At 65.2% G+C, this 25,489-nt stretch carries 23 protein-coding genes and 1 pseudogene; 11 read left to right on the forward strand and 13 right to left on the reverse strand.

Going from position 1 to position 25,489, the window contains the following annotated elements; genetic code table 11:
* Positions 1 to 358: 358 nt before the first annotated feature.
* A complete protein-coding gene (locus tag A5906_RS10695; protein ID WP_080135118.1) occupies positions 359 to 1,741 on the reverse strand; it encodes a tetratricopeptide repeat protein in 1,383 nt (460 codons plus the stop codon).
* Between the two features lie 130 nt (positions 1,742 to 1,871).
* Complete coding sequence (locus A5906_RS10700; protein WP_080135119.1) at positions 1,872 to 2,636, reverse strand: tetratricopeptide repeat protein; 765 nt, start codon at positions 2,634 to 2,636, stop codon at positions 1,872 to 1,874.
* Positions 2,637 to 2,717: 81 nt separating this feature from the next.
* Between A5906_RS10700 and A5906_RS10705 the strand changes: the two genes are divergently transcribed.
* Positions 2,718 to 4,295 carry a cation:proton antiporter gene (locus tag A5906_RS10705; RefSeq protein WP_080135120.1) on the forward strand — a complete coding sequence of 526 codons (1,578 nt, stop codon included), beginning with the start codon at positions 2,718 to 2,720 and terminating at the stop codon, positions 4,293 to 4,295.
* A gap of 218 nt (positions 4,296 to 4,513) precedes the next feature.
* Positions 4,514 to 5,284 carry a hypothetical protein gene (locus tag A5906_RS10710; protein ID WP_080135121.1) on the forward strand — a complete coding sequence of 257 codons (771 nt, stop codon included), beginning with the start codon at positions 4,514 to 4,516 and terminating at the stop codon, positions 5,282 to 5,284.
* A gap of 179 nt (positions 5,285 to 5,463) precedes the next feature.
* Here the strand turns inward: A5906_RS10710 and A5906_RS10715 are convergent, their stop codons facing one another.
* The 6 genes and pseudogenes from A5906_RS10715 to A5906_RS10735 form a co-directional block, all read right to left on the reverse strand.
* The gene (locus tag A5906_RS10715; protein WP_080135122.1) at positions 5,464 to 6,270 is read right to left on the reverse strand and encodes an SDR family NAD(P)-dependent oxidoreductase; all 807 of its coding nucleotides are present in this window, start codon (positions 6,268 to 6,270) and stop codon (positions 5,464 to 5,466) included.
* Positions 6,271 to 6,364: 94 nt separating this feature from the next.
* Positions 6,365 to 6,625 (reverse strand): DUF1850 domain-containing protein (locus tag A5906_RS44200; protein WP_245326662.1); only part of this gene is annotated, 261 nt, incomplete at its 5' end.
* A 1-nt stretch (position 6,626) separates the two neighbouring features.
* Positions 6,627 to 6,783: pseudogene (locus A5906_RS44205) on the reverse strand (DUF1850 domain-containing protein); the annotation flags it as partial.
* Positions 6,744 to 8,852 (reverse strand): TRAP transporter permease, encoded by a 2,109-nt coding sequence (locus A5906_RS10725; RefSeq protein WP_080135123.1) that lies wholly within the window; start codon positions 8,850 to 8,852, stop codon positions 6,744 to 6,746. The pseudogene A5906_RS44205 and the gene A5906_RS10725, both read right to left, overlap by 40 nt.
* 150 nt (positions 8,853 to 9,002) lie before the next feature.
* Positions 9,003 to 9,950 carry a TAXI family TRAP transporter solute-binding subunit gene (locus tag A5906_RS10730; protein WP_080135124.1) on the reverse strand — a complete coding sequence of 316 codons (948 nt, stop codon included), beginning with the start codon at positions 9,948 to 9,950 and terminating at the stop codon, positions 9,003 to 9,005.
* Between the two features lie 233 nt (positions 9,951 to 10,183).
* Positions 10,184 to 10,663 carry a hypothetical protein gene (locus tag A5906_RS10735; RefSeq protein WP_080135125.1) on the reverse strand — a complete coding sequence of 160 codons (480 nt, stop codon included), beginning with the start codon at positions 10,661 to 10,663 and terminating at the stop codon, positions 10,184 to 10,186.
* Positions 10,664 to 10,857: 194 nt separating this feature from the next.
* On the opposite strand from A5906_RS10735, the gene A5906_RS10740 reads away from it, so the two are divergent.
* Positions 10,858 to 11,160, forward strand: a complete 303-nt coding sequence (locus tag A5906_RS10740; RefSeq protein ID WP_080135126.1) for a hypothetical protein — start codon at positions 10,858 to 10,860, stop codon at positions 11,158 to 11,160.
* 167 nt (positions 11,161 to 11,327) lie between these two features.
* Here the strand turns inward: A5906_RS10740 and A5906_RS10745 are convergent, their stop codons facing one another.
* A complete protein-coding gene (locus A5906_RS10745; protein WP_080135127.1) occupies positions 11,328 to 12,542 on the reverse strand; it encodes a hypothetical protein in 1,215 nt (404 codons plus the stop codon).
* Positions 12,543 to 12,614: 72 nt separating this feature from the next.
* Positions 12,615 to 13,244: an NUDIX hydrolase gene (locus A5906_RS10750; RefSeq protein WP_136615104.1), complete on the reverse strand. Its 630-nt coding sequence runs from the start codon at positions 13,242 to 13,244 to the stop codon at positions 12,615 to 12,617.
* Between the two features lie 68 nt (positions 13,245 to 13,312).
* Here A5906_RS10750 and A5906_RS10755 point away from each other — a divergent pair, with 68 nt between their 5' ends.
* The 5 genes from A5906_RS10755 to A5906_RS10775 all read left to right on the forward strand — a co-directional run bounded on the left by A5906_RS10755 (position 13,313) and on the right by A5906_RS10775 (position 19,168).
* The gene (locus tag A5906_RS10755; RefSeq protein WP_080135268.1) at positions 13,313 to 13,738 is read left to right on the forward strand and encodes a PaaI family thioesterase; all 426 of its coding nucleotides are present in this window, start codon (positions 13,313 to 13,315) and stop codon (positions 13,736 to 13,738) included.
* Between the two features lie 260 nt (positions 13,739 to 13,998).
* On the forward strand, positions 13,999 to 15,021 hold the full coding sequence (locus A5906_RS10760; RefSeq protein WP_080135129.1) for an aldo/keto reductase: 1,023 nt from the start codon (positions 13,999 to 14,001) through the stop codon (positions 15,019 to 15,021).
* A 15-nt stretch (positions 15,022 to 15,036) separates the two neighbouring features.
* Positions 15,037 to 16,350, forward strand: coding sequence for a tetratricopeptide repeat protein (locus A5906_RS10765; protein ID WP_080135269.1), 1,314 nt, complete (start codon positions 15,037 to 15,039; stop codon positions 16,348 to 16,350).
* Positions 16,351 to 16,574: 224 nt separating this feature from the next.
* Complete coding sequence (locus tag A5906_RS10770) at positions 16,575 to 17,165, forward strand: hypothetical protein (protein WP_080135270.1); 591 nt, start codon at positions 16,575 to 16,577, stop codon at positions 17,163 to 17,165.
* Between the two features lie 146 nt (positions 17,166 to 17,311).
* Entirely contained in the window at positions 17,312 to 19,168 is a 1,857-nt protein-coding gene (locus tag A5906_RS10775; RefSeq protein WP_080135130.1) for a sensor histidine kinase, read from the forward strand.
* A gap of 22 nt (positions 19,169 to 19,190) precedes the next feature.
* Here the strand turns inward: A5906_RS10775 and A5906_RS10780 are convergent, their stop codons facing one another.
* The gene (locus A5906_RS10780) at positions 19,191 to 20,768 is read right to left on the reverse strand and encodes an oleate hydratase (protein WP_283807679.1); all 1,578 of its coding nucleotides are present in this window, start codon (positions 20,766 to 20,768) and stop codon (positions 19,191 to 19,193) included.
* Positions 20,769 to 20,855: 87 nt separating this feature from the next.
* Complete coding sequence (locus tag A5906_RS10785) at positions 20,856 to 22,670, reverse strand: AMP-dependent synthetase/ligase (protein WP_080135132.1); 1,815 nt, start codon at positions 22,668 to 22,670, stop codon at positions 20,856 to 20,858.
* 111 nt (positions 22,671 to 22,781) lie between these two features.
* On the opposite strand from A5906_RS10785, the gene A5906_RS10790 reads away from it, so the two are divergent.
* The 3 genes from A5906_RS10790 (at position 22,782) to A5906_RS10800 (ending at position 24,330) form a co-directional block, all read left to right on the forward strand.
* Positions 22,782 to 23,129, forward strand: coding sequence for a DUF3088 domain-containing protein (locus A5906_RS10790; RefSeq protein ID WP_080135133.1), 348 nt, complete (start codon positions 22,782 to 22,784; stop codon positions 23,127 to 23,129).
* A gap of 169 nt (positions 23,130 to 23,298) precedes the next feature.
* Positions 23,299 to 23,862: a cysteine hydrolase family protein gene (locus A5906_RS10795; RefSeq protein ID WP_080135134.1), complete on the forward strand. Its 564-nt coding sequence runs from the start codon at positions 23,299 to 23,301 to the stop codon at positions 23,860 to 23,862.
* A 162-nt stretch (positions 23,863 to 24,024) separates the two neighbouring features.
* Positions 24,025 to 24,330 (forward strand): hypothetical protein, encoded by a 306-nt coding sequence (locus A5906_RS10800; RefSeq protein ID WP_080135135.1) that lies wholly within the window; start codon positions 24,025 to 24,027, stop codon positions 24,328 to 24,330.
* A gap of 48 nt (positions 24,331 to 24,378) precedes the next feature.
* Here A5906_RS10800 and A5906_RS10805 read toward each other — a convergent pair.
* Positions 24,379 to 25,489 (reverse strand): flavin monoamine oxidase family protein (locus A5906_RS10805; RefSeq protein WP_245326663.1); only part of this gene is annotated, 1,111 nt, incomplete at its 5' end.

Consider the following 25,489-nt stretch of genomic DNA (forward strand, 5'->3'; position numbering starts at 1 on the left):
CCCGCCATGACCCGGATCAAATGCCGGCCTCGTTTGAGGGCTATTTTCCCGGGAACGGGCCGCGGTTCAAGCCGAAAAGGACGTATCTTCCTCTCCCGGCTCTTAGGGAGTGGTGTCGCAGATGCCTTCTTAGGGGCGGCCTGAGCAAGTGCCTCGTCCTCGAGACGACCGCATCCAGCGGTCTCCCCAGCGATGAGGCTAAGCAGCATTAGTGCCCACTGAAATTGCTGCCGCGCACTCGCCCTCATCCTGAGCGCCCGCCATCGGCGGGCGTCCCGAAGGATGGGCTGCGGGCGAGCTATCCGGCGCAATTCTTCATAGGCGATGCGATGGTCGGAAGGAGGCGAAGGAACCCCGCCTAGCTCTCCATCGCGTTCAGCTTCTGCAACCGCTCCTGCATGACCTTTTTCAGATCGTAGCTGGGGCGACGGAAGCTTGCATCGCGCGTGTTGAGGAAATCGCGCTGGGTTTTGCGCAGGCTATCCGCCAAGCGCTTGTTCGCGGATTTCAGCACGCGCTCGTAGGCCTCGGCGATCTGGCGGTCGAGCACGCCGAGCTGCGGATCAGCGCAGATAACCTTCTCGACCTCACGCTTGGCGGAGGCGCAGTCGAACGACGGGTCGCTGGCGGCGGCGTTCAGCACACGGGACGGCTCGCCGCCGAATTTTGCGATCTCGGCGATCATCGCGCGGCGGCCGTTGAGCGCGTTCTCATTGGCGGGATCGAGCCGCAACGTCGCCTCGTAGTCGGCCAGCGCCTTCTTGCGCTCGCCCATCTTCTTGTAGAGCACGGCGCGGTTGTTGTAGGTCTTGGCAAAATTCGGATCGAGTTTCAGCGCCTCGTTGTAGTCCGACAGTGCCGCACCGAGTTCGCCCTTGAACTGATAGGAGTCGCCGCGATTGGTCAGGAAGTTCACCCGCTGCTCGAGACGGATGGCTTGATCGTAGTCGGCGATGGCTTTGTCGTACTCCTTCATCGCGGCATAGGTGAGACCGCGGTTGTCGAAATACTCCGGCACCTTTGGATCGAGCCGGATCGCTTCGCTGTCGTCCGCGATCGCCTTGTCGAGCTCGCCGAGCTTTTTGTAGGCCGCGCCCCGGTTGGTATAGCTGCGCGCGCGGTTCGGATCGAGCCGCAGCGCCTCGCTGAGGTCAGCGACGGCCTTGTCGTAGTCGCCGCGCAGATAGAAGGTCGCGCCGCGGTCGGACCAGGCCTGGGCGAACTCCGCCTTCAGCCTGATGGCCTGGTCATAGTCTGCAATGGCGCGATCGAAGCGATGCTGGTTGGTGTAGACGACGCCGCGCAGCTCGTAGGCTTCCGCATCCTGCGGATCGAGCTCGATCGCCTTGGTCAGATCGGCCGCGGCCCGATTGAGGTCGCCGCCGGCCTCACGCAAGAGATTGCCGCGCACGCGCCAGGCCTTTGCGTTCTTGCCGTCGAGCGCGATGGCGCGGTCGATATCCCTCAGCGCCTGCGAGAGGCCACCCGAGATGTGCGCATTGGCGTCGGCGCGAACCAGCAGCGCTGCGGCGCGGTCGGAGGATGGATTTGATGCTTGGTCAACGATGGCGCTGCAGGCAGCGATCAGTTCGGCGGGAGCAGCCTTGCTGTCAGCGACACAATCGGCCGCAGCCGAGGCCGGGACAACGAGCGCAAGGCTCATCGCCGTGCCGAGGAGGAGCGCGCACAGCGACGTTTTTGTGAACGAGGACTTTTGCGCGGAAAGATGCGTGCCGCACATGACTTTGGGCTCCGTGACATCGGGTTCTCAACGTTGTCGCGGCGGCCTTGGGCCGGGTTCAAACCGGGCCTGTCAGCGGCGCACCAGCGTCCACACTCGCTCGCCCCGCACGCGGGAAGCGGCGAAGACACTAATACCCGTCCACCCCGTTGATCCGCTGCAGCCGCTCCTGCATCGCCTTCTTCAGATCGTACCCCGGCCGCCCGTAACCGGCATTCCGGCGGGCGATGAACTCGTCCTGCTCGCGCTGGATCTTGCGCGCCTCCGCCGGGCTCTGGGCTTCGCGGATGACGCGTAAATGCGATCCGTAGATCTCGCGATCGAGATCGGCGAGTTCGCGATTGCCGCAGATCGCCTTCTCCACGGCGCGCGCCGCGCGGGCACAATTGAAGCTGGGCTTGCCGGCCACCGCCATCTGGGCCCCGATTCGCTCGAGCTCCCGCGCCATCGCCTTGTGATTGGCCTTGGCCTTCTCATGGTTCGGATCGATCTTGAGCGCGGCGCCGAAGTCCTGCACCGCCTTGGGCTTGTCGCCCTTCTTCAGCCAGAGTTCGCCGCGCGCGTTGAAGATGTCGGCGAGCGTGGGGTCGAGCAAGAGGGCACGGCTGTCGTCGGCAATCGCGCGATCGATCTCGTCGTGCCGCGCATATAGAGCACCGCGTGCGATCAGCGCCTTGACCAGGTCCGCCTTCGGCGTCTTCTCGTTGTCGATCACGGCCGCGCAGGCGGAATTCGCCTTCTCGACATCGTCGGTCGCAGTGGCCGCAAGGCACGGCGCGATATCGACCTGCGTGACGGCCGCCGGCTCGCCGCCGGTCGCAGCATGGGCCGCGCCGATCGCAAGCGCTGAGAGCGCCGCGGCGGCTGACCATTGGATGAGTTTTTGAAAACGCATGCTTGTTGCAATCGGAAGGTCTTGCTTCACTCTTGCCTTGTGGCCGCATTGTCCATCATACGGCCGGATTGGTGCCAGCTTGTGGCGCCGCTCAAATCGGTCTCGGGAACTATCGTGTCGACATTCGAATGGATCATCGCGCTGCTGCTCGGCGCCGTTGCATTATCTGCGCTGGCGCGGCGGATCAAGGTCCCCTACCCGACCTTTCTCGCCATCGGCGGCGCCCTGATCGCCCTGGTGCCATCGAGCCCGACCTGGACGCTGGAGCCGGACCTGGCATTGGCGCTTTTTGTCGCACCGGTTCTGCTCGATGCCGCTTTCGACACCTCGCTGCGGGATTTGCGCAACAACTGGGTCCCGGTCTCTACCCTGGTCGTCGCCGCAGTCGGCCTGACCACGGCGGCTGTCGCTTATGTCGCGCGCCGGTTGATGCCCGGCATGCCCTGGGCCGCTGCGGTTGCACTCGGCGCCATCGTGGCGCCGCCGGATGCGGCGGCCGCGGTCGCGATCCTGAGCCAGGTCAAGCTGCCCCACCGCATGGTGAAGGTGCTGGAGGGCGAAAGCCTGCTCAATGATGCGAGTGCGCTCCTGATCTACCGCATCGCGGTCGGCGCGGTCGCAACCGAGCATCTGACATGGAGCCAGGTCGCGCCGACCATGGCGCTGGCGCTGGTCGGCAGCGTCATCGCCGGCCTGCTCGCGGCCCGCCTCGTCTCGCCCTTCATGGAGCGCGTCACCGAAGCCCCGAGCGCGATCATCGTTCAGTTCGCAACCACCTTCATGGTCTGGATCGGTGCCGAGCACCTCGGCCTGTCCGGCATCCTCACCATCGTGATCTACGCCATTGCCCTCGCGCGCACCGCGCCGGCGCGCATCCCGGCCCGGCTGCGGGTGCCGTCCTATGCGGTGTGGGAGACGATGGTGTTCGTGCTCAACGTGCTCGCCTTCATGCTGATCGGCATGCAGATGCGGCCGATCTGGACACGGCTCGATACCGATGTGCGATGGGAATATTGCGTGGCGGCCGCCTGGATCCTGCTCACGGTGGTCCTAGTCCGGGTGTTCTGGGTGACGTTCTACCGGACGACGCTGCGCATGCTGATCGCGCACGGCATCTATCATCCCAAGGATCCGATGCAGGTGGCCTCGCCGAAAGGCGGCCTCATCATCTCCTGGTGCGGCATGCGCGGCCTCGTCACGCTCGCCACCGCCTTTGCGCTGCCGGAGAATTTTCCCTATCGCGACTTCATCGTCTTCATCGCCTTTGCCGTGGTGCTGGGATCGCTCATCATCCAGGGCCTGACGCTGCGGCCGCTGATTCTCGCCTTCGACCTCAAGGACGACGATCCCGTCGGTATCGAGGTCGCGCGCGGTCGCGCCGTCGCCTATCGCGCGGCCCTCAATGCGATCGAAAGTGATCCATCGGAGGAGGCGGAAATCCTGCGGCTCGAATATCGCGCCATCCTGATGCAGACCGAGACCGACCCGAACGGCGGCATCGCCAACGGCGAATTGCCCGCCGATCCCCTGCGCCGGCGCGCCATCGAGGCGGCGCGCAAATCGATCTTCGACCTGCGCGCCACCGAGGTGATCGGCGACGACGCGTTTCACCGGCTCGAGGAAGAGCTCGATCGCGCAGAATTGAGCGCAGGGGGCTAGAGAGCTCGTCGTCACGGACAAGCGCGCCCAAAGCGCGCGCTGATCCGGGACCCATAACCACAGGATGTGGTTTGACGATCACTCGGGGTTGTCGCCTCACGCTACAGCACAATCCTGTGGTTACGGTCCCGGACCAGCGCTGATGCTTGTCCGGGACGACACCGGATGGGGCACGGGCGACGTTTGAACCAAACGCCGCCCCTCCAGACTCACTCCTGATGACAACCCTGATCGACGATCGTCGTGTACGCGCGCGTGATGCGTCGCCTGCACGATATTTCTATTTCCAGATGGCCCTGGCCTGTGCGGCGACGGCCTTTCTCGGTTTCGCGCCGACCTATTGGGCGCCGCTCGTCCACCGGACATTCTCCGCAAGCCCCGTGATTCATTTTCACGGATTGTTGTTCTTCACCTGGTCTGTCTATTTCGTGCTCCAGACCTGGCTCGCCGCCTCCGGCCGCGTGGTCAACCATCGGTCGCTCGGCATTGTCGGCGTCTCGCTTGCGACCGCAATGACGATCTTCGGCTTTCTTGCCTCAGTGACGTCGATGAAGCACGCGGCCGCAATCGGACAGACCGACGCGGGCATCTCGTTCTCGATCGTGCCGATGAGCGGGATTGCGTTCTTCGCAATCGTGTTCGTGCTCGCCATCATGAACACGCGCAGGCCCGAGATTCACAAACGCCTGATGCTGCTCGCCGCGGTCTCGATCCTCGACGCCGCGATCGCGCGCTGGTTCCTCACCTTCCTCGCGCCTCCGGGACCGCCCGGCCCACCGCCGGTGCCCGTGACGATCGCCCCTGCCGTCGTCGCCGCACTTCTGCTCGTCGTCGCAATGGTGCGCGACTGGCGCACGGACGGCCGCGTGCATCCGGTCTACATCGCCGGCACGCTGGCGCTGCTGGCGGTGAAGGTGTTGAACTGGCCGGTCAGCGAGACGGCCGCGTGGCATTCGTTTGCCGGCGGGATTCTCGCTCTGGCGCAGTAGGTCGCCAAGCACTCCGCTGTCGTCCCGGACAAGCGAAGCGCAAATCCGGGACCCATAACCACAGGATGTGGTTTGGCGAAGATTTGAGTTGCCAGCTCGCGCGGCATCTACTCCCTGTGGTTAGGGGTCCCGGGTTCGCGGTTTGCGCGCCCGGGACGACGGCGAAGTGTGAGGGAAAGCTACGCCCCCGCCTTGCAGGTGATCCCGCCGTCCACCACCAGTTCAATCCCCGTCACGTATTTCGACTCGTCCGAGGCCAGGAACAGCGCGGCATTGGCAACATCCCATGCCTCGCCCATGTGCCCCATCGGCACCTGAGCGTCGCGGGCGCGCCACATCGCTTCGACGTCGCCCTTGGCATAGCTGGCGGCGAGACCGGCGGAATGCTCGACCATCGGGGTCTTCATCAGGCCGGGCAGGATCGCATTCACCCGCACATGGTTCTTCGCGAACTCGATCGCGGTGGACCGCGTGAGCTGGTTCATCGCCGCCTTGCTGGCGTTGTAGCTGACATAGGAAATCCCGACATGGCGGATCGAGGCGATCGAGGAGATGTTGATGATCGAGCCCCCGCCCTGCTTCACCATCACAGGGATGACGTGCTTCATGGCGAAATAGGCGCTCTTGAGGTTGACGCTGAAGACGCGGTCCCAGCTCTCCTCGGTGACCTCGACCACGCTGCCCATCTCGGCGATGCCGACATTGTTGTCGAGCACGTCGATGCGGCCATATGCCTTCAGGCATGCCGCAACCATCGCCTCGATCTCGGCGGCACGCGAGACGTCAGCCGTGAACGCCGTCGCCTTGCCGCCTTCGCCGGCGATGATCTTGGCGGTCTCTTCAGCCGCAGCGCCGTTGCGGTCGACGCAAAACACCTGCGCGCCTTCGCGCGCGAAGGTCACCGCGGTCGCCTTGCCGTTGCCCCAGCCCGGTCCGATCGAGCCGGCCCCCACCACCATCGCAACCTTGCCCTTGAGCCGATCCATCGTGCGTCTCCCGTGTTGTTGTTCCTTGTAGTCCGCATGAGCGCAGCGACATCCCCGGGGCCACCGTTCCCGGATATCGCTGCGCCGATCCGGGCTACGGATCCTTGCAAATCTTCATCGTGGTGACGTTAGCACCGATCGCATGCCCGACAATCTCCGACAATGTCCGGCATTTTCCCTCATGACATAATCGCCACTCCCCCGCGGCGCCGGAATTGCCGAGCACCACCTCCGGCATCGGCGCGCGGTTCGGCCGCCATTGAAACCAGCCATCGACCAGCCGCGCCTCGGGCGGCGGCTCCATGCCGGGACCGGTGCCCTTGACGCTGGCCTGCGCCAGTTCGAGGCCGGCGGGNCGGGCGTCACGCGCCAGTCTTCCTGCCACTCGACCTTCGCGATCGAATGCGTCCATGCAAGCGTGAACGCGGACAGCGCCAGCGCCTTCACCCCGGCCGCTGTTACGAAGCAGAGGCTCACACCGACTCGACAACTGCTGGCGGCCGCTGCCGCCATTGCCACAGCACGAGTGCGGCAGAGAGCACGAAGCCGGCAGTGTCGCTGAACGCGAAGTCGCCGAGCAGGCAGAACGCGGCGCCGAGCGCGACCAAGCGTTCGACGATCGTCAGCTTCGTGAACAGGAAGCCGATCGCGACCAAGCCGAACAGCCCGATCGCCACCAGCGCCTTGAGCGTTGCGAGCGCCACCGCACCATGGAAGCCGAGCTTGGCCGCCATGGGATCGCCGGCCTGCAGCATCAGGGCCGGCGAATAGACGAAGATGAACGGGATGACGTAGCCGGCGAGCGCGATGCGCATCGCCTCCCAGCCGATCTTGTCCGGGTTCTCCTTCGCGATCGGCGCCGCCGCGAGCGCGGCCAGTGCCACCGGCGGCGAGAGGTCGGCCATGATGCCGTAGTAGAACGCGAACATGTGGCTCGCGATCAGCGGCACGCCGAGCTTCGCCAGCGCCGGGGCGGCGAGCGCGGCGGTGATGATGTACGTCGGAATGGTCGGAATACCGGTGCCGAGCAGGATCGACAGCAGCATGGTCATGACCAGCGCCAGGAACAGGCTCTTCTCGCCGAGGCCGATCACCCAGCTTCCGAAGATGGTGCCGACTCCGGTCTGCGACATCATGCCGATGATGACGCCGACGATGGCGCAGGCCATGCCGACGGTGATGGCGGATTTCGCGCTCTCGGCCAGCGCGTCGCGGCACTCGCGCAAGGCCTTGAAGCCGCCACGGACGAAGGCGGTGATCACAATCAGGCCGACGACGACGCTCGCGACCGGTACGATCTGGAGGCCGTCACGCGACAGCGCGGCAACGACCAGAGCAAGGCCGATCCAGAAAATATAGCGGATCACCATCGAGGACGCGCCCGTCGTGATAGCAGTGCCGAGAATCAGGGTCACCGTCAGCGCGAGGCCCATGCTGCCGGCATAGAGCGGCGTAAAGCCTTCGAACAGCATGTAGACCAGGGCTGCGAGCGGCAGCACGAGGTACCAGCGCGTCACCAGCGCCTTCCAGGCGCTCGGGATTTCCGAGCGCTTCATGCCGACGAGGCCGTGCTTGCCGGCCTCCAAATGCACCATCCAGAACGCGGACGCGAAGTAGAGGATCGCAGGGATCGCGGCGGCCTTGACGATCTCCGAATATTGGACGCCGAGCGTCTCGGCCATGATGAAGGCGACCGCGCCCATTACCGGCGGCATGATCTGACCGCCCATCGAGGCCGTGGCCTCGACGCCCGCGGCGAAGGCGCGGCGATAGCCGAACTTGATCATCAGGGGAATGGTGAACTGGCCGACGGTGACGACATTGGCGACGCCCGAGCCGGAGATCGTGCCCATCATGCCCGAGGCGAACACCGCGACCTTGGCAGGTCCCCCGCGGGTCCTGCCAAACAGCCCGAGAGAAACGTCGGTGAACAGCTGGATCATGCCGGCGCGCTCCAGGAACGAGCCGAACAGGATGAACAGGAAGATGTAGGTTGCCGAGACATAGATCGGCACGCCATAAAAACCCTCGGTGCCGAACGACAGATGCGTGATGATCTGGTCGAAATCGTAACCGCGATGGTTGAGCGGCGACGGCAGGTACTGGCCGAAGAACCAGTAGAGCAGGCAGGCGCCGCACATCAGCGGCAGCGCCGCGCCCATCAGGCGCCGCGTGCCCTCGAAGATCAGCACGGCGAGCAGCGTGCCGACGACGAGGTCGAGCCTCGTCGGATCGCCGTCGCGCGCGATCAGATCGGCATAGAAGATCCACTGATAAAGTCCGCAGAAGAAGCCGGCGGCGCCGATCACCCAGCCGAACGCACGGCCGAAATTGCTCTTCGCGGTGAAGTTGGCGATCAGGCCGAAGGTGAGCAGGACGAGGAAGCCGACATGGACGCCGCGCACCACCTGGCTCGGCAGATAGTTGAAGGCGGCGACATAGAGCTGGAAGGTGGCAAAGGCGATGCCGATCCAGTAGGCGAGCGTGCCCCACCAGCCCGGGCCGAAACCTTCCGGAAAACCGTGCTCGAAATTGTCGAACTCGACCTTGATGGGCTCTTGAGCGCCCTCAGCCTGCAACATCGATATGTCCCCGCGCCCTGATGGGGCGTTCCTGCAGCAGCATTCGCGCTGCGCCCTGAATACGTCATGCCCGGGCTTGACCCGGGCATCCATCGAAAGACGACTCTTTGAGGATGGATGGCCGGGTCAAGCCCGGCCATGACACCTGTATTACTTGATCAGCCCTTTTTCCTTGTAATAGCGGATCGCGCCGGGGTGCAGCGGAACCGGGCTGCCGGTGGCGGCTGTCTCGAGCTTGATCTCCTTGCCCGCCGCATGCGCATTCTGCAATTCCGGCAGCGACTCGTAGACCAGCTTTGTCATTTGATAGGCGAGGTCGTCGGAGACGGCGGAGCTGGTCACGAGATAGTTGACCACGGCCGCGGTCGGCACGTCCTTGTCCTGGCCGGTATAGGTGTTGGCGGGGATGGTCGCCGAGATGAAGGGTGGACCGATCTGGTCGACGGTCTCCTTCGGCACCGACACCACCGTGATCGGGCTCGAGGTCGAGAGATCCTTCAGCGAGGCGACGCCGAGGCCAGCCGATTGCAGTGTCGCACCCAGCTGGCGGTTCTTCATGAGATCGACGGATTCGGCGAACGGCAGATATTCGACCTTGCCGAGGTCCTTGTAGCTCATGCCGGCGGCGGCCAGGATCGCGCGGGAGTTCAGCTCCGTGCCCGACTTCGGCGCGCCGACCGACAGGCTCTTGCCCTTGAGATCGGCCAGCGTCTTGATGCCGCTCTCGGCGGTCGCGACGATCTGGATGTAGTTCGGATAGATCGCGCCAATCGTCCGGAGCTTGTCGAGCTTGCTCTTGAAGCCCGCCTCCTCCTCGCCGTCCCAGGCCGCTTTCAGCGAGTCGCCCAGCGTGAACGCCAGCTCGCCCCGGCCCTGCTGCAGCAGGATCAAATTCTCGACCGACGCCTTGGTGGCCTGTACCTGCGTCTTCACGTTCGGAATCTTGTCGCCGTAGATCTTCCCGATCGCGACACCGAGCGGATAATAGACGCCGGAGGTGCCGCCGGTCAGCACGTTGATGAAGGATTGCGCATGCGCGCAAGGTGCCGACGCCGCCAGAGCAAGAGCCGCGGCCACGCCGAAAAACGTCCGTTTCATGGTTGTTTTACTCCCCAAACCGGCGGCGAAATTGGCCGGATGAGGGATGCGGGTCAACCCATCCAAAAGGCAAAACAGGACTGCGGTAAACGGTCGTTCCGGCTGGACTTTTGGGAACCGGGGAGGTGCGGCGAGGTGGCACACTCTCCCCAGCCCTCCCCGCAAGCGGAGGAGGGAGCGCACCTTCTACGAGGCAATGGTCGAGCCTGCCCTCATCGCTCGTAAGCGCACCTTCACTGGAACGTCATGTCCAGGCACTTGGAGATATCGGAGCCGAGACCGGAGGAGATGATGATGCAGCCGCGCACCTTCTGCGTGGTCACGTCGGCGGCCCAGACCGAATAGCCGCCGGGACCGAAGAACGAGTTGGTGTTCGGCGGCTCGGTCTCGGTGGCGTCGAAATCATACTTGCCGTCGGTCTCGAAGATACGCGGCTTCTTGGTGCAGCCGCCGTCGGTCTGGACGTTGATGACCTCCTTGTTGTCCCGCGTCAGCGCCAGCGAGACCTGGCAGCGGAAATATTCCGAGGTCCTGGTGTTGAAGAGATAGGTGTAGGACTTGCAGGTCGCCGTGTTCAGCTTGCCCGGGGCAAGGCCACGGCTGCAGGAAATCCGCTGGTTGTGGCTGAGCTGGTAATCATCGGCCCGAGCGGCGGGCGCCAGCGCCGTGAGCAGCAGCGCGGCAGCCGAGCAGGCTTTAATGACATGGTTCATTCGAATCATCCCCACCAATATTTTTGTCGAATTGCGTTCTAGACGGAAAGCGGAACATAGTCGCGAGGGGACGAAGGGAAAATCACAAACTGCTGGGCGAGGCGTGATGCGCCGCGGCGCTTTCGCGAATTGACCGAGAAATGCCGTTCGTGATTTGTTCGAGCCGGTGCCCCAAGCATGGGGAGGATGGAAACATGGCATTTTCAACGAAGACATTTGCACTCGCGGCCGCGTTCGCGGCATTTGCAGCACCCGCATTGGCGCAAGCCCCGGCGACGCCCTGGGAGCTGAAGCCCGACACGGGCTATGCCTATGACAAGGAGGGCAAGACCTTTTCCTACAAGATGGGCACCAGCAATGCGGGCGAGCTCTTGAAGGGTGCCAAGAAGGTGCCCAGGGGCACGCTGTTCTTCATCGGCCACAACGGCCAGCTCTACATGCGCAGCGGCCCGTACCTGGAAGGCGACGGCAAGTTCAAGTTCGGGCCGGATCAGTAGCGCGGCGATGGCGGGGGGCGGCGCCGCCTCATACTCGGTGTCGTCATCCGCGAAGGCGGACGATCCAGTATTCCAGAGGCCGCTGTGATTGAACCGAGAGGCCGCGGCGTACTGGATACCCCGGTCAAGCCGGGGCATGACAGCGGAGGTTGTGGCAGGGTGACGGGCTAAAACGCCGCGGCCAGCTCCCTTGCGCCGGCGTTGTTGCTGTTCGAGTCCATCCGCGTGTCCGTCACGGCGAGCAGCTTCGCCACCGTGTTGTGGCGGATCGCGACCGGGTTGCGCTCGTAGCCGCCGCGCTGGAAGAAGTTCGAGGTCGGCACCTGCTCGCGCATCGCCTGCGGCATCGTCACCATGTCGAGGCCGGTGCCGTCGCCGGTGAGGTTCATCATCTCGAGCTCGGCCGCGGTGAGCGGTCGCGTGTAGCCCTTGGCGCGTGCGAACAGCACCGAGGTCAGCAGCTTGTGGGTCTGCAGCATCGGCCCGATGTCGACGTCCAGCACCATCGCGTGCATGGCCCAGCCCTGCGCGGTATTCCCGATCTTCTCGTGCTCCGACCAGGTGTCGGGCACCGACTTCGCATGCGCCACCATCTTCTTCAGCACGGCGAGCTTGTGCTCGAGCCCTTGGCGCGCCGGCCCCGACGCCCGCGCCACCTTGTCCGAGAGCGCGCGAATGAATTCGTGGCCCTGCTCGGCGAGCAGCTCGACGCTGTTGGTGGTGAGCAGCTGGTTGTAACCCATCGCGGTCGAGATCGCGCGCTTGCCGCCATGCTCGATGCCCGCCTGCACATCGTAGCTGCCGGTGCCGCCGGTCTCGAACGAATAGACCCGCACCGCCTGCTCGCGCGTCAGCCCCGAGGCGAGCGCGTAGCGCGCATAGGCGCGCTTGAACTCGACCTCGCTGGACGGCCGCTGCGGCGTGAACTGGTAGAGCTCCTGCGCCGCCCGCAGGAGATCCGAGACAACGGGTATCGGCTTTCGCTCGGGGCGCGACGGCGTTTCCTCCGGCTCCGGATTCACCGGACGCTTCGGCCCGGTATAGACCGGCGGATGCTCCAGCACGTAATCATCGAGCGTGATCTGCTGCCCGCTGCGCCGCTTGGCGTTGCGGCCTTTGCGCTTCTCGGAGATCTGGCTCCAATAGGCGCCGGCCTCCTCGTCGAAAGCGGCCCGCGCCGCCTGATATTCCTGCAGCTTGCGGCGATATTCGAGCACGGCCGGCGAGGCGCCACCTTGCCCGAAAAACTGCGACAGCAGCTGGGCGTTGGCATTGCGGACGGAAGGCGGCAGCGCGTCGGTCTCGCCGCCACGCGCGGCGGGCGCGAGCAGGACGAGCGCGAATGGAACCGAAACCAGGCTTTTTCGAATCGATTGATGCATGCTGCCCTCTTAGCAGGCATCCGGTAACCGTCACGTTAACGTGCCGTTTACCTCTTTTTTTAAGCTCTTGCGTCACTTCCAGGCGAACACCGGCTGTTCCAGCTCCGCCACGCGGGTCTGCCGCCCGGCCAGCACCTCGCGAAACTGGTAGATCAGCGCCGCCGTCGGCGCGTGGATCAGGCTTGCCTGGTGGTGGAAGCGGATCACCCGGCGCGCACTCTCGGGGATCGCGATGAAATCGAAAGCGTCCTCGCGCTCGATCGTGCCGAGGGCGATGCGATGGACCGAGGCGACCTCGTCCGGATTCGGCCGGATCGCCGCGCTGCCCGCGGCCCAGACCACGACCGGGGTGATCAGATAGCCGGAGCGGGTCGGATAGTCGTCGAGCGTGCCGAGCACGTCGGTGCCGCTGAGGCGAAGGCCGAGCTCCTCGTCGAGCTCGCGCAGCGCCGCCTCGACCGGCGTCTCGCCGGCATCGCAGCGCCCGCCCGGCAGCGCCCATTGGCCGCGATGGGCCCGCAAGTGCGATGCGCGCAGCGTGAGCAGAAACGCGGTGTCGTCGCTCTCAGCCGCTGCGGTCAGCGCGACCGCCACCGCGGCGCGCTTCAGCGCCGGCGCCGCGTCGTCCTCCGGCAGCCGCGTGAAGGCTGCGCAGGCAGCCGCGATATTCCGCCGTGTGGCATCGTCGAACGGTCTCATCACGCTTGACTACACCACGTCCGGCCCCGATGAAAATGAGATCGAAGGCTCGCTCAGGAATGGACGACGAGATGACCAACAAGGCCGCCGCAAGGCTCAGATCAGAGGGCTGGAGCATCCTCGAGACCACCGGCTTCATGCATCTGATCGGCCCGTTGTGGGAGCGCAAGGTCGACGGCCAGTACGAATTCGCCCTCGCCACCGAAGACAAGCATCACAACCGCCGCGGCATGGTCCAGGGCGGCGTCATGATGACTTTCGCCGACCGCACCTGCGGCATGACCGCCCGCTACACTTCCGGCAAGGAATTCATGGCGACGGTGCAGCTCGACACCCATTTCGTCGAAGCCGGCCAGATCGGCGACATCCTGATCTCCCGCCCGCGCGTGGTGCGCTCGACCCGCAGCCTGATCTTCATGAGCACCGAGGTGACGGTGGACGACCGCTGCATTGTGATGGCGAATGGCGTGTTCAAGATATTGAAGGGGCCGGCGTAGGCTCTCAGTAAGACTGCCACCGCCGCGCGCCGCGCACTCCGCCGTCATCCCGGGGAAGGCCGGGACACATAACCCCAGGGAGTGGTTGTGGTGCGAAGCTGGTAACTCCGAATCTTCGCAAAGCCATTGCTGCGGCGCTTGGGTCCCGGCCCTCGCCCGGACGACGGGAGATTGACGCATCTCTGGATTGCTTCGCTCCGCTCGCAATGACGGAACGACGCCGCTATGCTGTGCCTGGAAACGCAGCAAGGACTTAGCCCATGCAATATCGCCAGCTCGGCCGCACCGGCCTGAAAGTGTCGCCGATTTGTCTCGGCACCATGATGTTCGGCGGGCCGACCGATGAAGCCGCATCGAAACGGATCATCGACAAGGCGCACGGTGCGGGCATCAACTTCATCGACACCGCGGACGCATATTCGAAAGGCGCCTCCGAGGAGGTCGTGGGACGAGCCATCGCCGGCAACCGCGACGCCTGGGTGCTCGCCACCAAGCTCGCCAACCCCATGAACAACGAATTGGGTGATGATCCCAACCGCGTCGGCCTGTCGCGGCGCTGGGTGTTGCAGGCCGCCGACGAAAGCTTGAAGCGGCTCGGCACCGATCACATCGACATCTACTATCTGCACAAGGAAGACCATGCGACGCCGCTGGAGGAGACGGTGCGCGCGATGGGCGATCTGATCCGCGCCGGCAAGGTGCGCTATTTCGGCGTCTCCAACTACCGCGCCTGGCGCGTCGCCGAGATCTGCAACATCTGCGACCGTCTCGGCATCGACCGGCCGGCGGTGAGCCAGCCCTATTACAATGCGATGAACCGCATGCCCGAGGTCGAGCATTTTCCGGCCTGCTCCTATTACGGCGTCGGCATCGTGCCCTATAGCCCCTTGGCGCGCGGCGTGCTCACGGGCAAGTACAAGCCGGATGCCGCCCCCGACAAGGAGACGCGCGCCGGCCGCAACGACACCCGCATGATGCAGACGGAATGGCGGCCGGAATCGCTCCAGCTCGCGCAGGAGATCAAGACTCACGCCGAGAAGAGGGGCATCACCGCCGGCCAGTTCGCAGTCGGCTGGGTGCTGAACTCCGCATTCGTCTCCTCGATCGTCGCGGGCCCGCGCACCGAAGAGCAATGGGACGGCTACATCAGCGCGCTCGACTATCGCTTCACCGCGGAGGACGAAGCCCTGATCGATCGCCTGGTCGTGCCGGGCCATCCCTCGACGCCGGGCTACAACGACCCGGCCTATCCGATCGAGGGCCGCCGCGCGCGGACGAGCTGACAGCGGGAGACGATGATGCCGCATGAAGACCGCTACGGCCTTCCGCTCTCCACTTCCTCGGACGAGGCGGCATCCGCCTATCGCGAAGGTGTCGACCTCATGCTTGCCGGCTGGACCGGCACGGCGGAGACGCTGGAGCGCGCGATCGCGACTGACCCGGATTTCGCGCTGCCCCATATCGCCCGCGCCCGCGTGCATGCCTTCTACCAGCAGGGAGATCTCGCGCGGCAGAAGGCGGCACGCGCGCGCGAGATCGTCGCGAGGCGCGGCACCGAGCGCGAGCGCTCGCATGTCGAGACACTGGCGCTGGCAATCGAGGGCCGGCTGCCCGAAGCCATCGCAGCGATGTCAAAGCATGTCGAGGCGTGGCCGCGCGATGCCGTGGTGCTGTCGCTGCCGCTCGGTGCCTTCGGCCTGTTCGCCTTCTCCGGCATGGCCGATCACGACCGCGCGCGGCATGAGCTGTGCGAGCGCGTCGCGCGGCACTATGGCGAGGACTGGTGGTTCTTCACGATGTCCGGCTGGGCAATGACCGAGAATGGCGACGTCGTTCGTGGCCGCACCGTCACCGAGCGCGGCTTCAACCTCCGCCGCGCCAACGCCCACGCCGCGCATGCCGTGCTGCATGCGATGTTCGAGGACGGTTCGATCGAGGCGGCTGACCGTCTCGTCGACGAATGGATTCCCGCCTACGACCGCGCCGGCATCCTGCACGGCCATATCCGCTGGCATCAGGCGCTCGGCGCACTCGAGCATGGCGATGCGGCACGCGCGCTCGCGATCTATGCCGACGTGCTCCAGCCCTCGGCAACGCAGGCGCCGCCGCTCAACGTCATCACCGATGGCGCCTCGCTGCTGTGGCGCCTGGCCGCCTACGGTCATGCCGTGCCGAAGGCATTGTGGCTGGAAGCCGATTCCGCCGCGCAAAAACTGTTTCCGAAACCAGGCCTGCCGTTCGCGGACGTCCACATGGCGCTGTTCGCCGCGGCAACGCAAAACAGCGAAGCCCTCGCCGCGCGGCTTGCCGTGATCGACCATCGCCTCGCTGAGGGCAAGCTGCCTGCCGGTCCCGTAGTCCCCGCGATCTGTCGCGCGCTGGCCGCCTTTGCCGACGAGGACTACGCCGCCTGCGCACAAATGCTTGCGCCCGTCCTTGGCGAGGTCGTCCGCATCGGCGGCAGCCACGCCCAGCGCGAGCTGATCGAGGACACCTTCATCGTCGCCTTGATGCGCAGCGGCGACCTGTCTCGCGCCCGCACCCTGCTCGATGCCCGCCTGCACCGCCGCCCCTCCCTGCGCGATAGGCGCTGGCAGGCGGCGATGGGTTAGCTCTGCCACGAAAAAAACACCGGCCTGACGGCAAGTGCCGGCCGGGACGATGGGGCGATTTGGACGAATCGCCGATGGGTGGTGCGGTGGTATTCCAGACGGACTCGGCAGCACGAACGGGATCGCAACCAATTTGCGGTTCGATGGTTATGAAGCGGAACTTTGCCGCGATCCCGTTTTCCGTGGTCCCGAGCTCCAGGGGCCTCTGGCATACGAGCCTGACGATGCGCCTTTGCCGACCGGTCCTCGCAGCAACCCTTGCCGCCTTCGTCGCAGCTTCGGCAAGCCCTTGTTTCGCCGAAGATTCCAAGCCCATTCCGGTCAACAATCCGCCGGCGCAGCCAAACGGCTTGATCGACCTGCTGGCGCTGATGTCCGGCCATTGCAAGATGCTGAAGGTCGCGGGCCGCACCTTCGCCTGCAAGACGGTCGCCTACGCCCATGGCGACAAGGGCCGGGTCAATTTCGCGGTCGCCGTCGACGACCCCAGCGACGAAAATCACGTCGTGTCGTTCTCCGGCGAGAACGGCAAGCGCGCCGACGACAATTCCTATGAGCTGCCGATCGACCGCATGCTGCTCAACTCCAAGAACCGGCCCAAGGTCGATGGCCTGCCGGTGCCCGCCGAACAAGCCTCCACCGGTGTTTGCCGCCAGACCGGTAACTTCGCTGCCAGGAAGGTGAACGACGTGACCTGCTCCGCGACCGACAGCGAAGGCCGTCGATATGAACTTCTGTTCGTCTCCGACGGTACGCCGGTGAGCGTGCGCCGCATCCGGCAATCGTCACCGTCGATCCAGGATCCGTTCAAGTAGCGGCCTTTCGTCCCGTCCCGCTCGTCAGCGGAGCGGACGCGCATCCTTCCATTTGAAACTCCGGCTCAAGCGGGTATGCTTGCTCGCGCGCGTCCTCATCGAGGAGGCCCGATTGCAACTGGAGCCGGGGGGCCGAGAGTCCAGCAATGCGTCTGATCTCCGGGCTCGTGCGCATCGTGATCGTCTGCCTGCTCGCAAGCCTGTCGCGCGAGTGCATTGCAGCCGACGGCCCACGGCAGCGTTCGATCCTGGTGCTGGAAGAAGCCGATTTTCGCTCGCCCTTCTATTCCGAGATCTTTGCCGGTATCCGCGCCGCCGCGAAGCAGAACGGCAGCGGGCACACCGTGATCTACGGCGAAAGCCTCGATCTCGCCCGCTTCCCGGGACCGGACTACGAAGAGAGTTTGGTCAGTCATCTCAAAACCAAATATGCGCAGCGGCCGATCGACATCATCGTTTCGATCGGCGTGACATCGGCGAAATTCCTTCAAGCGCGCAAGCAGGACATCTGGCCCGCCGCGCCCGTCGTTTACGGCTTCGTGCCTGATCTGCCGGAGACGCGCGCGCTGTTCCTGCCCAACACGACGGCCGTCTTCACAAGGGTGAGACCGGCGCAGCTCTTGACCGCAGCGCGCGCCATCGTTCCCGACCTGACCCATGTCGTCCTCGTGGGCGATGCCTGGAAGAATCCGCTGACATACGGACATTGGAAGCAGGATTTCGCGGCCGAAATGCCCGATCTCGAAGTCACCGATCTGTCCGGCGCGGTGCTGCGTGAGGTCCGCAGTCACGTCGCCTCCCTGCCCGCCCGTTCTGCGATCCTGACCTCGGCGATGTATTCCGATGGCGAAGGCACCTATTATTCCCCGGCCTCGGCGCTCGCACGCGTCTCCGAGAGTGCGAACCGCCCGATCATCATCACGTCAGATACGTTCCTGGGACGGTCGGGCGTGGGCGGCTTCCTGCTGCAGCCCGAAACCATCGGCCGGGAAGCCGGCGAGGTGGCGATGCGGATCCTCGACGGCGAAGCGCCGTCGAGCATCGTTCCCTTCAGCGGCAACAACGTGAAGCCGATCTTCGACTGGCGACAGCTGAAGCACTGGAATGTGGACGAGGCCAATCTGCCTCCCGGCAGTGAGGTGCGTTTCCGCCAACCGAGCTTCTGGGGGCAGTATTACTGGCACTCCATCATTATCGCGGGCGTGGTGCTGGTGCAGGCGCTGATGATCACCATCCTGCTGCGCGAGCGACGCTTGCGCTTTGTGGCCGAGGTCAAGGCGCGCCAGCGCATGTCGGAGCTCGCCCACCTGAACCGCCGCGCCACCGCGGGAGAAATGTCCGTCACGCTCGCGCACGAGCTGAACCAGCCGCTCGCCGCCATTATGATCAATGCCGAGACGGCCCAGCAAATGTTACGGAAGCCGGCGCCCGACCTCGGCGAAGTCAGGGACATATTGGACCAGATCCGCCGTGACGATCAGCGGGCCGCCGAGGTCATCGGCCGGCTGCGCTCGTTCCTGAAACGAGACCCGACCGAACGGCGCGAGCTTGACCTCAATGCCACCGTCGGCGAGGTGTTTCGATTCCTCTCCGTGCAGGCACTGACCCACGATGTCGAGCTCCTGTCACAGCCGTCGCCCGCGGACATCCGGGTGAAAGGCGACAAGGTGCAGCTCCAGCAGGCCATCCTGAACATCGTCATGAACGGCATGGAGGCCGTGGCCCATCTCCCCGACGAACGGCGCCGTGTGGTCGGACGAACCAGTCTCGCCGACGGCAACCTGGCCCTTGTCTCCATTGCCGACGCAGGTCACGGCATCCTCGCGGAGAAGGCGACCGAGATCTTCAAGCCGTTCTTCACGACCAAGGCGCAAGGCATGGGCATAGGTCTCTCGATCGCGCATACCATCGTCGAGGCGCATGGCGGCCGCATCTGGGCTGAAAACGCCCCATCAGGGGGCGCCGTCTTTCACGTCAGCCTGCCGCTGGCAGCGTCGCCGTAGCAACGCCGTCCCCGCGAAAGCCTCACGCGAAAGCCTTCTCCAGCGTCGCGAAGATCACCGCGAGCGACCTGTCGTGCCGGGTCACCGGCGGCACCGGGCGATCGACCTTCATGAGCTGATAGACTGCCATCTGCGCCGCCCGCACCGAATATTCGACGGTGAAGACGACGTCGTCGGGGATCTCGACGAACTGGCTGACGAAGGCGAGGTTGATCGAATTCTTGGGCACCGGCAGCGGCCGGTCGGCCAGACTGCGCGGCAAGAACATGCTGGTGATGTAGGGCATGCGGCAGGGAATACAGGTTGCGGTCTCAAACATGTCGCGATCGAAATTCAAGTGCCCGCACAGCTCGTTCAGGATGTCGGCGCCGCCGCACTCCGACATCGGCTTTGCCACGAAATCGCCAACGCGGTCCGGATGCAGCGCATAGCCCCAGAACACCTGCACGTCCTTCGGCTGGCCTGCGAAATGCGGCTGGTGATACAGCACCACTGACATCAGCCAGTTGGAATCCCTGAACGTGACCAGCCCGCCGGTACCGGCCCTGTTGCCCGAGAACGCCGCCATCTTGTCGAAGAAGCGGGGATCGCGGCAGGTGACCGTGAACGACAGCCAGTAGGATTCGGGAATCGAAGTGTTGAATGCCGACGGATTGCCGAATTCGGGGCGCCCTTGCGCGATCGTCTCCCACAACGCCCAGCCCCGGCTGTCTTTCTTGGTCAGATGCGGCGGCGGCTCGGTCATGGTGCCCAGGCTCGATGCGTCCGTCATCGATCCGTTCTGGAAGAACACGAGGTCGCCGTCCTCGAGCCGGACATTGGCGGTGCGACCGTCGCGGTCGAGCATGAGCTGGCGGACGCGCACCCGCCCGCCTTCTTCTTCGAGCATCATGTCGGTGACGGCCGTGCCGCGCACGAACTGCACACCTTGCTGCTTCAGCCAGTCGGCGAGCGGCCGCACGATCGCGTCATACTGATTGTAGACGGTGCGCTTGACGCCCGCGAGAGTCTCGATGCGCGGGAATTCGTTCATGAAGCGGTGCAGATAGCGCTTGAGCTCGACCGCGCTGTGCCAGGGCTGGAAGGCGAAGGTGGTCTGCCACATGTACCAGAAATTCGACTCGAAGAATTTCGGCGACAGCCAGTCGGTGATGCGGCTGTTGCCGAGCGTCTCTTCGGAGGCCTCGGTGAGCCGCAGCAGCTCGAGCCGGTCGCGAGCCGAGAAGCCCATATGCGTGACGTCGATCTTGAACCGGTTGCGGTCGACCAGCCGCGCCTGCGAATGCGCCGGGTTCTCCAGATTGAACGCGATCGTCTCATCGCGCACGCTGAGGCCGGGATGTTCGAGCGAGGGGATGGACGACAACAGGTCCCAGGTGCATTCGTAGTGATCGGTGGTGAGCATACGCCCGCCGCGCAGCGAGTAGGCGCCGCTCGCGAGCAGCGCACCGTCGAGGCTGCCGCCGACCAGCGGCTGCGCCTCGTAAATCACGATGTCGCGCCCCGGCACCTGCGCGTCGCGAATCATGAACGCCGCGCCCGCGAGCGATCCGATGCCACCACCGATGAAATACGCCTTCATGACCTGCCTCGATTGCAATTCCAATGTCGCAGCGACATTGCATGGCGGGACGCAGCCAAAGTTGCGCTGGATCAAGTACGGCGAGCGGCGGGAATCACGTCGACGTTATTGCCGCGGCTTCTTCGCGTAGATCTGCTCGATCTCGCCTGCGAAGCGGCGCTCGAGCGCGGGGCGCTTGTTCTTCAGGGTCGGCGTGAGCAGGCCGCCGGCAATGGTCCAGGGGTCCAGCGTCCACCACACCGCGCGCGGCGTTGCGTAGGACGGATAGGCCTTCACCGCGACCGCGATCCGCGCCAGCAGCGCAGCCTGCTCCGCCGCGCCACCTTTCTTGCCGCTCGCAGCCAGCCTTTCCTTCTCTTGCACCCAGGCCTTGGCGTTGAGCACCACCAGCGCGGTAAGGAAGGGTCGCTGCTCGCCGACTACCAGCGCCTGCTCAAACAGGGGATCGGCGAGGATCGCGGTCTCCAAATCCACCGGCGCGATCTTCTCGCCGGTGGACGTCACCAGAATATCCTTGATACGGCCGGTGATGGTGATGCGGCCGTTCTCGATGCGCGCTTGGTCGCCGGTGTGCAGCCAGCCGTCGGCTTCCTTCACGCGGCGCGTCTCGTCCGGCTTGCGCCAGTAACCGAGCATCACGCTGCGCCCGCGCACCAGCAACTCGGCGTTCTCACCGAGCCTGACCTCGACGCCGTCGAGCACATGGCCGACCGAATGCGGGTCGTTGTCGTCGGGCGTGTTGACCGAGACCACCGGCGAGGTCTCGGTCATGCCGTAACCCTGGAGGATGTCGAGCCCGAGCGCTAGAAACAGGCGAATGACCGGCTCGGCGATCGGCGCGCCGCCGGAGACCGCAACGCGCAGGCGCCCGCCGAGCCGCGCCAGCACCTTGTCGGCGACGAGCCGCTTCAGCAGCGGCCAGGCCAACCGATCCGGCAGCGAGGGCGCGCAGCGCCGCTGCCGCGCGTCAAAACGCCGGCCGCCGACGGCAATGGTGAGGTCGAGCAGGACCCGCGCGAGGGTTCCGGCCGCTGCGCGATGCTGCATGATCAGCGCGTAGACGCGCTCATAGATGCGGGGCACCGAGATCAGCACCGTCGGCTGCATGTGCCTCAGATCCTCCGCGAGCAGCGGCACCGAGCGGGCATAGGCGACGCAGGCTCCCGCCGCGATCGGATAGTAATAGCCGCCGGTGCGTTCGAACGTGTGCGACAGCGGCAGGAAGGACAGGAAGACGTCGTGCGGCTCGGCGGCGATCCGGCGCGCGATTGCCTGGACGTTGGCGATGACGTTGTCATGGGACAGCATCACGCCCTTCGGCCGTCCGGTTGTGCCCGAGGTGTAGACGATGGCGGCAAGATCGCTCGGCTCCACGACAACGTCCGGCAGGGGCGCAGTTGCACCCGGTGCGGCCGCGAGCCATGCATCGAGCGCGATGATGCGCGCATCGGCAGGTCCCGGCCCGGTCATGTCCGCGCAGACGACGCGTTTGAGCGCATCGAGCTTCTGTCCGGTCGCTACGATCGCCCGCCAGCGCTCCAGCGTGTCGACGAACAGCAGCAGCGCGCCGGAATCGGCGAGGATGTAGGCGATGCTGTCGGGGTTGTCGACCGCATGCATCGGCACCGGCACGAGGCCGCGCGACAGCGCCGCCTGGTCCATCGCGATATGCGGAATGCCGTTCGGCATCAGGATGGCAACGCGCTCACTTGGCGCAAAGCCCTCGGCCGCCAGCGCCCGCCGCCAGGGCTCGAATTCCGCCTCGATCTCGCGCCAGGACTGGCTGACCCAGCGGGCGGCCTTGCCGTCGAAATGGCGATAGGCTTCCGCCGCCGGCGTCGCCCTGACGCGCCAGCGCAGCAGCTCCGGCAAGGTCCTGAGGTCCGCGAGCGTCTGCGGTTGACTGATCGGCCCCGGCATGGCGTCCTTTCCTGACCTCGTCGATTCCCTATCGACTTAAGCCTGAAGACTAGAGCCGCCAACCGCTCGGACCTTGATCCTCAGCAAGGCGGCCATGCTCCGGAGCTGCTCATGACGCGCGACCGCCTGTTCCTGCTGCGCCCCGGCTTCGAGGACCCCACCTATCCGGGCCAATGCTTCTATTGCTGGCATTGCGCTCTGATGGAGGGCGTGCTCGCCTCGTTTCCACAGCTCACCGAAAAACTGGATGTCGAGCGCATCTCCTGGCCCAAACCAAGACAGGCCGTGATCGCGCTGGTCGGCGAGGAGAACCAGTCGCTGCCGCTGCTCGTGCTGGCCGATGGCGCAACGTCGCGGCACCAGACCGGCAGCCATCAGGGCCGAGCCTTCATCGCCGACAAGGACGCGATCCTCGCCGCGCTGTCAGAGCGGCGCGGCTTTCCCGATCCGCATCCGTAGGAAATGGCCCCGTAGCCTGCATGAGTACAGCGACATGCGGGAAAGTCGTCCCGGATATTGCATCGCTCATTCGGGCTACAAGTTCTGGCTCGAAACGAGGGAAACTCGGCGTTGCCTGCGCGACGGGCAGTCCGCATACTCGCCGCAACAAAACTGAAAGCCGCCCGCCATGTCCCTCCCCGCCCTCATCGTCGTCGACGTCCAGCGCGCCTTCGACGAATGGGAGGCGGCGGGAAAGCGCCGCAACAATCCGGAGGCCGTGGCGCGTATCGTCGACCTGCTCGCGGCTTTTCGGACCAAGCGCGCGCCGATCTTCCATATCCGCCACGAGGGCACCAAGCCGAATTCATCGTTTCTGCCCTCACGCTCCGGCTATGCCGTCAAGGACGAGGCGCGCGAGCAGGACGGGGAGCCCGTCATCGTCAAACGCGTCAACAGCGCCTTCATAGGCACGGACCTCGAGACGCGCCTGCGTGCGGCTGGCATCACGACGCTCGTCATCTGCGGCGCCACCACCAATCATTGTGTCGAGACGACGACGCGGATGGCAGGCAATCTCGGCTTCGATGCGCGCCTGGTGCGCGATGCGACCTGGACGTTCGACCGGGTCGGGCCCGATGGCGACGCGCACTCCGCCGACGACATCCACGCGATGACGCTGTCGAATCTCAACGGCGAATTCGCGCGCATCGTCACGACAGGCGAGGTGATCGCATCATTCGCGGCGAAGTGATGGCGACAATGCGATCACGCGGATGATGCGACAATAAATCTCACGACGCGCGATCATCATCACGAGCCAGACATCGCGCGCTGCGTCGTTTCGACGCCCGCACTGGCCGGAACGTAGCCACCACCCATGTGTTGTCACACGACATTCAACTGGAGTGACGACATGAAGTATCTCATTGCCGTGATGGCCGTCAGTGCTGCGGCGCTTGCCGGTGGATCGGCGGCGCACGCGGCCAGCACCACGAGCGCGAAGCAGAACGCGCCGACCGACATCAGCGCGCAGCACCGGCACCATCATGGCTACCGCCATCATCACTGGCGCCATCACCATCACGGCTATTACCGCCCGCACTACCGGAGTTACGGCTATTACCCGCGGCACCACGGCTATTATGGCGGTGGACCGTACGGCTACTACGGTGGCGGCGGCCCCACCGTATCGTTCGGCTTTGGCGGCAGCCGCTGGTAGACTGACAGGCACGGACGAACGAAAGGCCCGCGGGTGCGCGGGCCTTTTTCATCCGCGCAACATCATCTCCGCCGTCGCCAGCCCGCTTGCCAGCGCGGCCTCAACCGTGCCCATGTCGCGGCCGCGATAGAGCGCTTCGCCGGACAACAGCACGTTACCCTCGGCGCGCGCGAGCACTGTTTGCGCCTCACGCGTGCGCGGCGTTGCCCAGGAATAGGCGCCGCGCGCGAACGTGTCATGCGCCCAGTTGGTCGCCGCGGCGACGACGAGCTCGCGCGCGACCTCGGTGCGGGGCAGGTCGAAGATCGTGGCGAGCGAGTCCAGTCCCGCATCGATCAAGCCTTGCGAATTGAGATGCGACAGCTTCGCCGTTCGCGGGCCGCCGAGCCAGCCGGTGAGCACGGGATGGCTGTCCGGATAGCGCGTCCACCACACCGGAATGGTCTGGTCCGACAGCAGGAAGGTCATGTCCGCAATATCCGGCCTGCGTTCGCGCCACCATGGCCGCGCGAAGCGCAGCAGGATCTTTATCACGCTGCCGAAGCCGATGTCGTCGGCAGCAGCGGCCTTGACCCGCGCGGCCACGGGCAGCGCCATCTCCCGCAGCAACGGCAGCGGAACGGTGACGATCACCCGGTCGCAGGCGTGCGCCTCGCCATTGATGCAACGGACGACGACAGCGTTGCCCGCCTCCTCGATGGCCGACACCACCGAGCCGAAGCGGATCGCGGCGCCATGCCCGCGGCACTCGGCCGCCAAAAATTCGATCAGCGCGCCATAGCCGCCGACGATGCGCGCCTGGCTATGGTGTCCGCCGCCGTCCATCCATTCCTCGCGCAGCGCCAGGATGGAGGCACGCGCCGGATCGGCCGCATCGTAGCCTTCGACCATTCGCTCGATGGAATAGCGCAGCCGCTCGTATTTTGGTGCGGCAAAGTACCGGCCCAGGAAATCGGTGACGGTGAGATCGTCCTTCAACGCCCCCAGCACGGCTTGCAGCTGCGCCTCATGCGGATCGTGGCGATCCTCGCGCGAGAGCCCCGTGCCGTCAAAATTCCATTGCGTGCCGTCAATCTCCTGAAGCGACAGCCCCGCCTCGCGCAGCAGGGCGCGCGTGACCGGCGCCTCGCCATGGATGAACTCGGCGCCGGCATCGGCG

The organism is Bradyrhizobium sacchari (assembly GCF_002068095.1).
GTDB lineage: Bacteria > Pseudomonadota > Alphaproteobacteria > Rhizobiales > Xanthobacteraceae > Bradyrhizobium > Bradyrhizobium sacchari.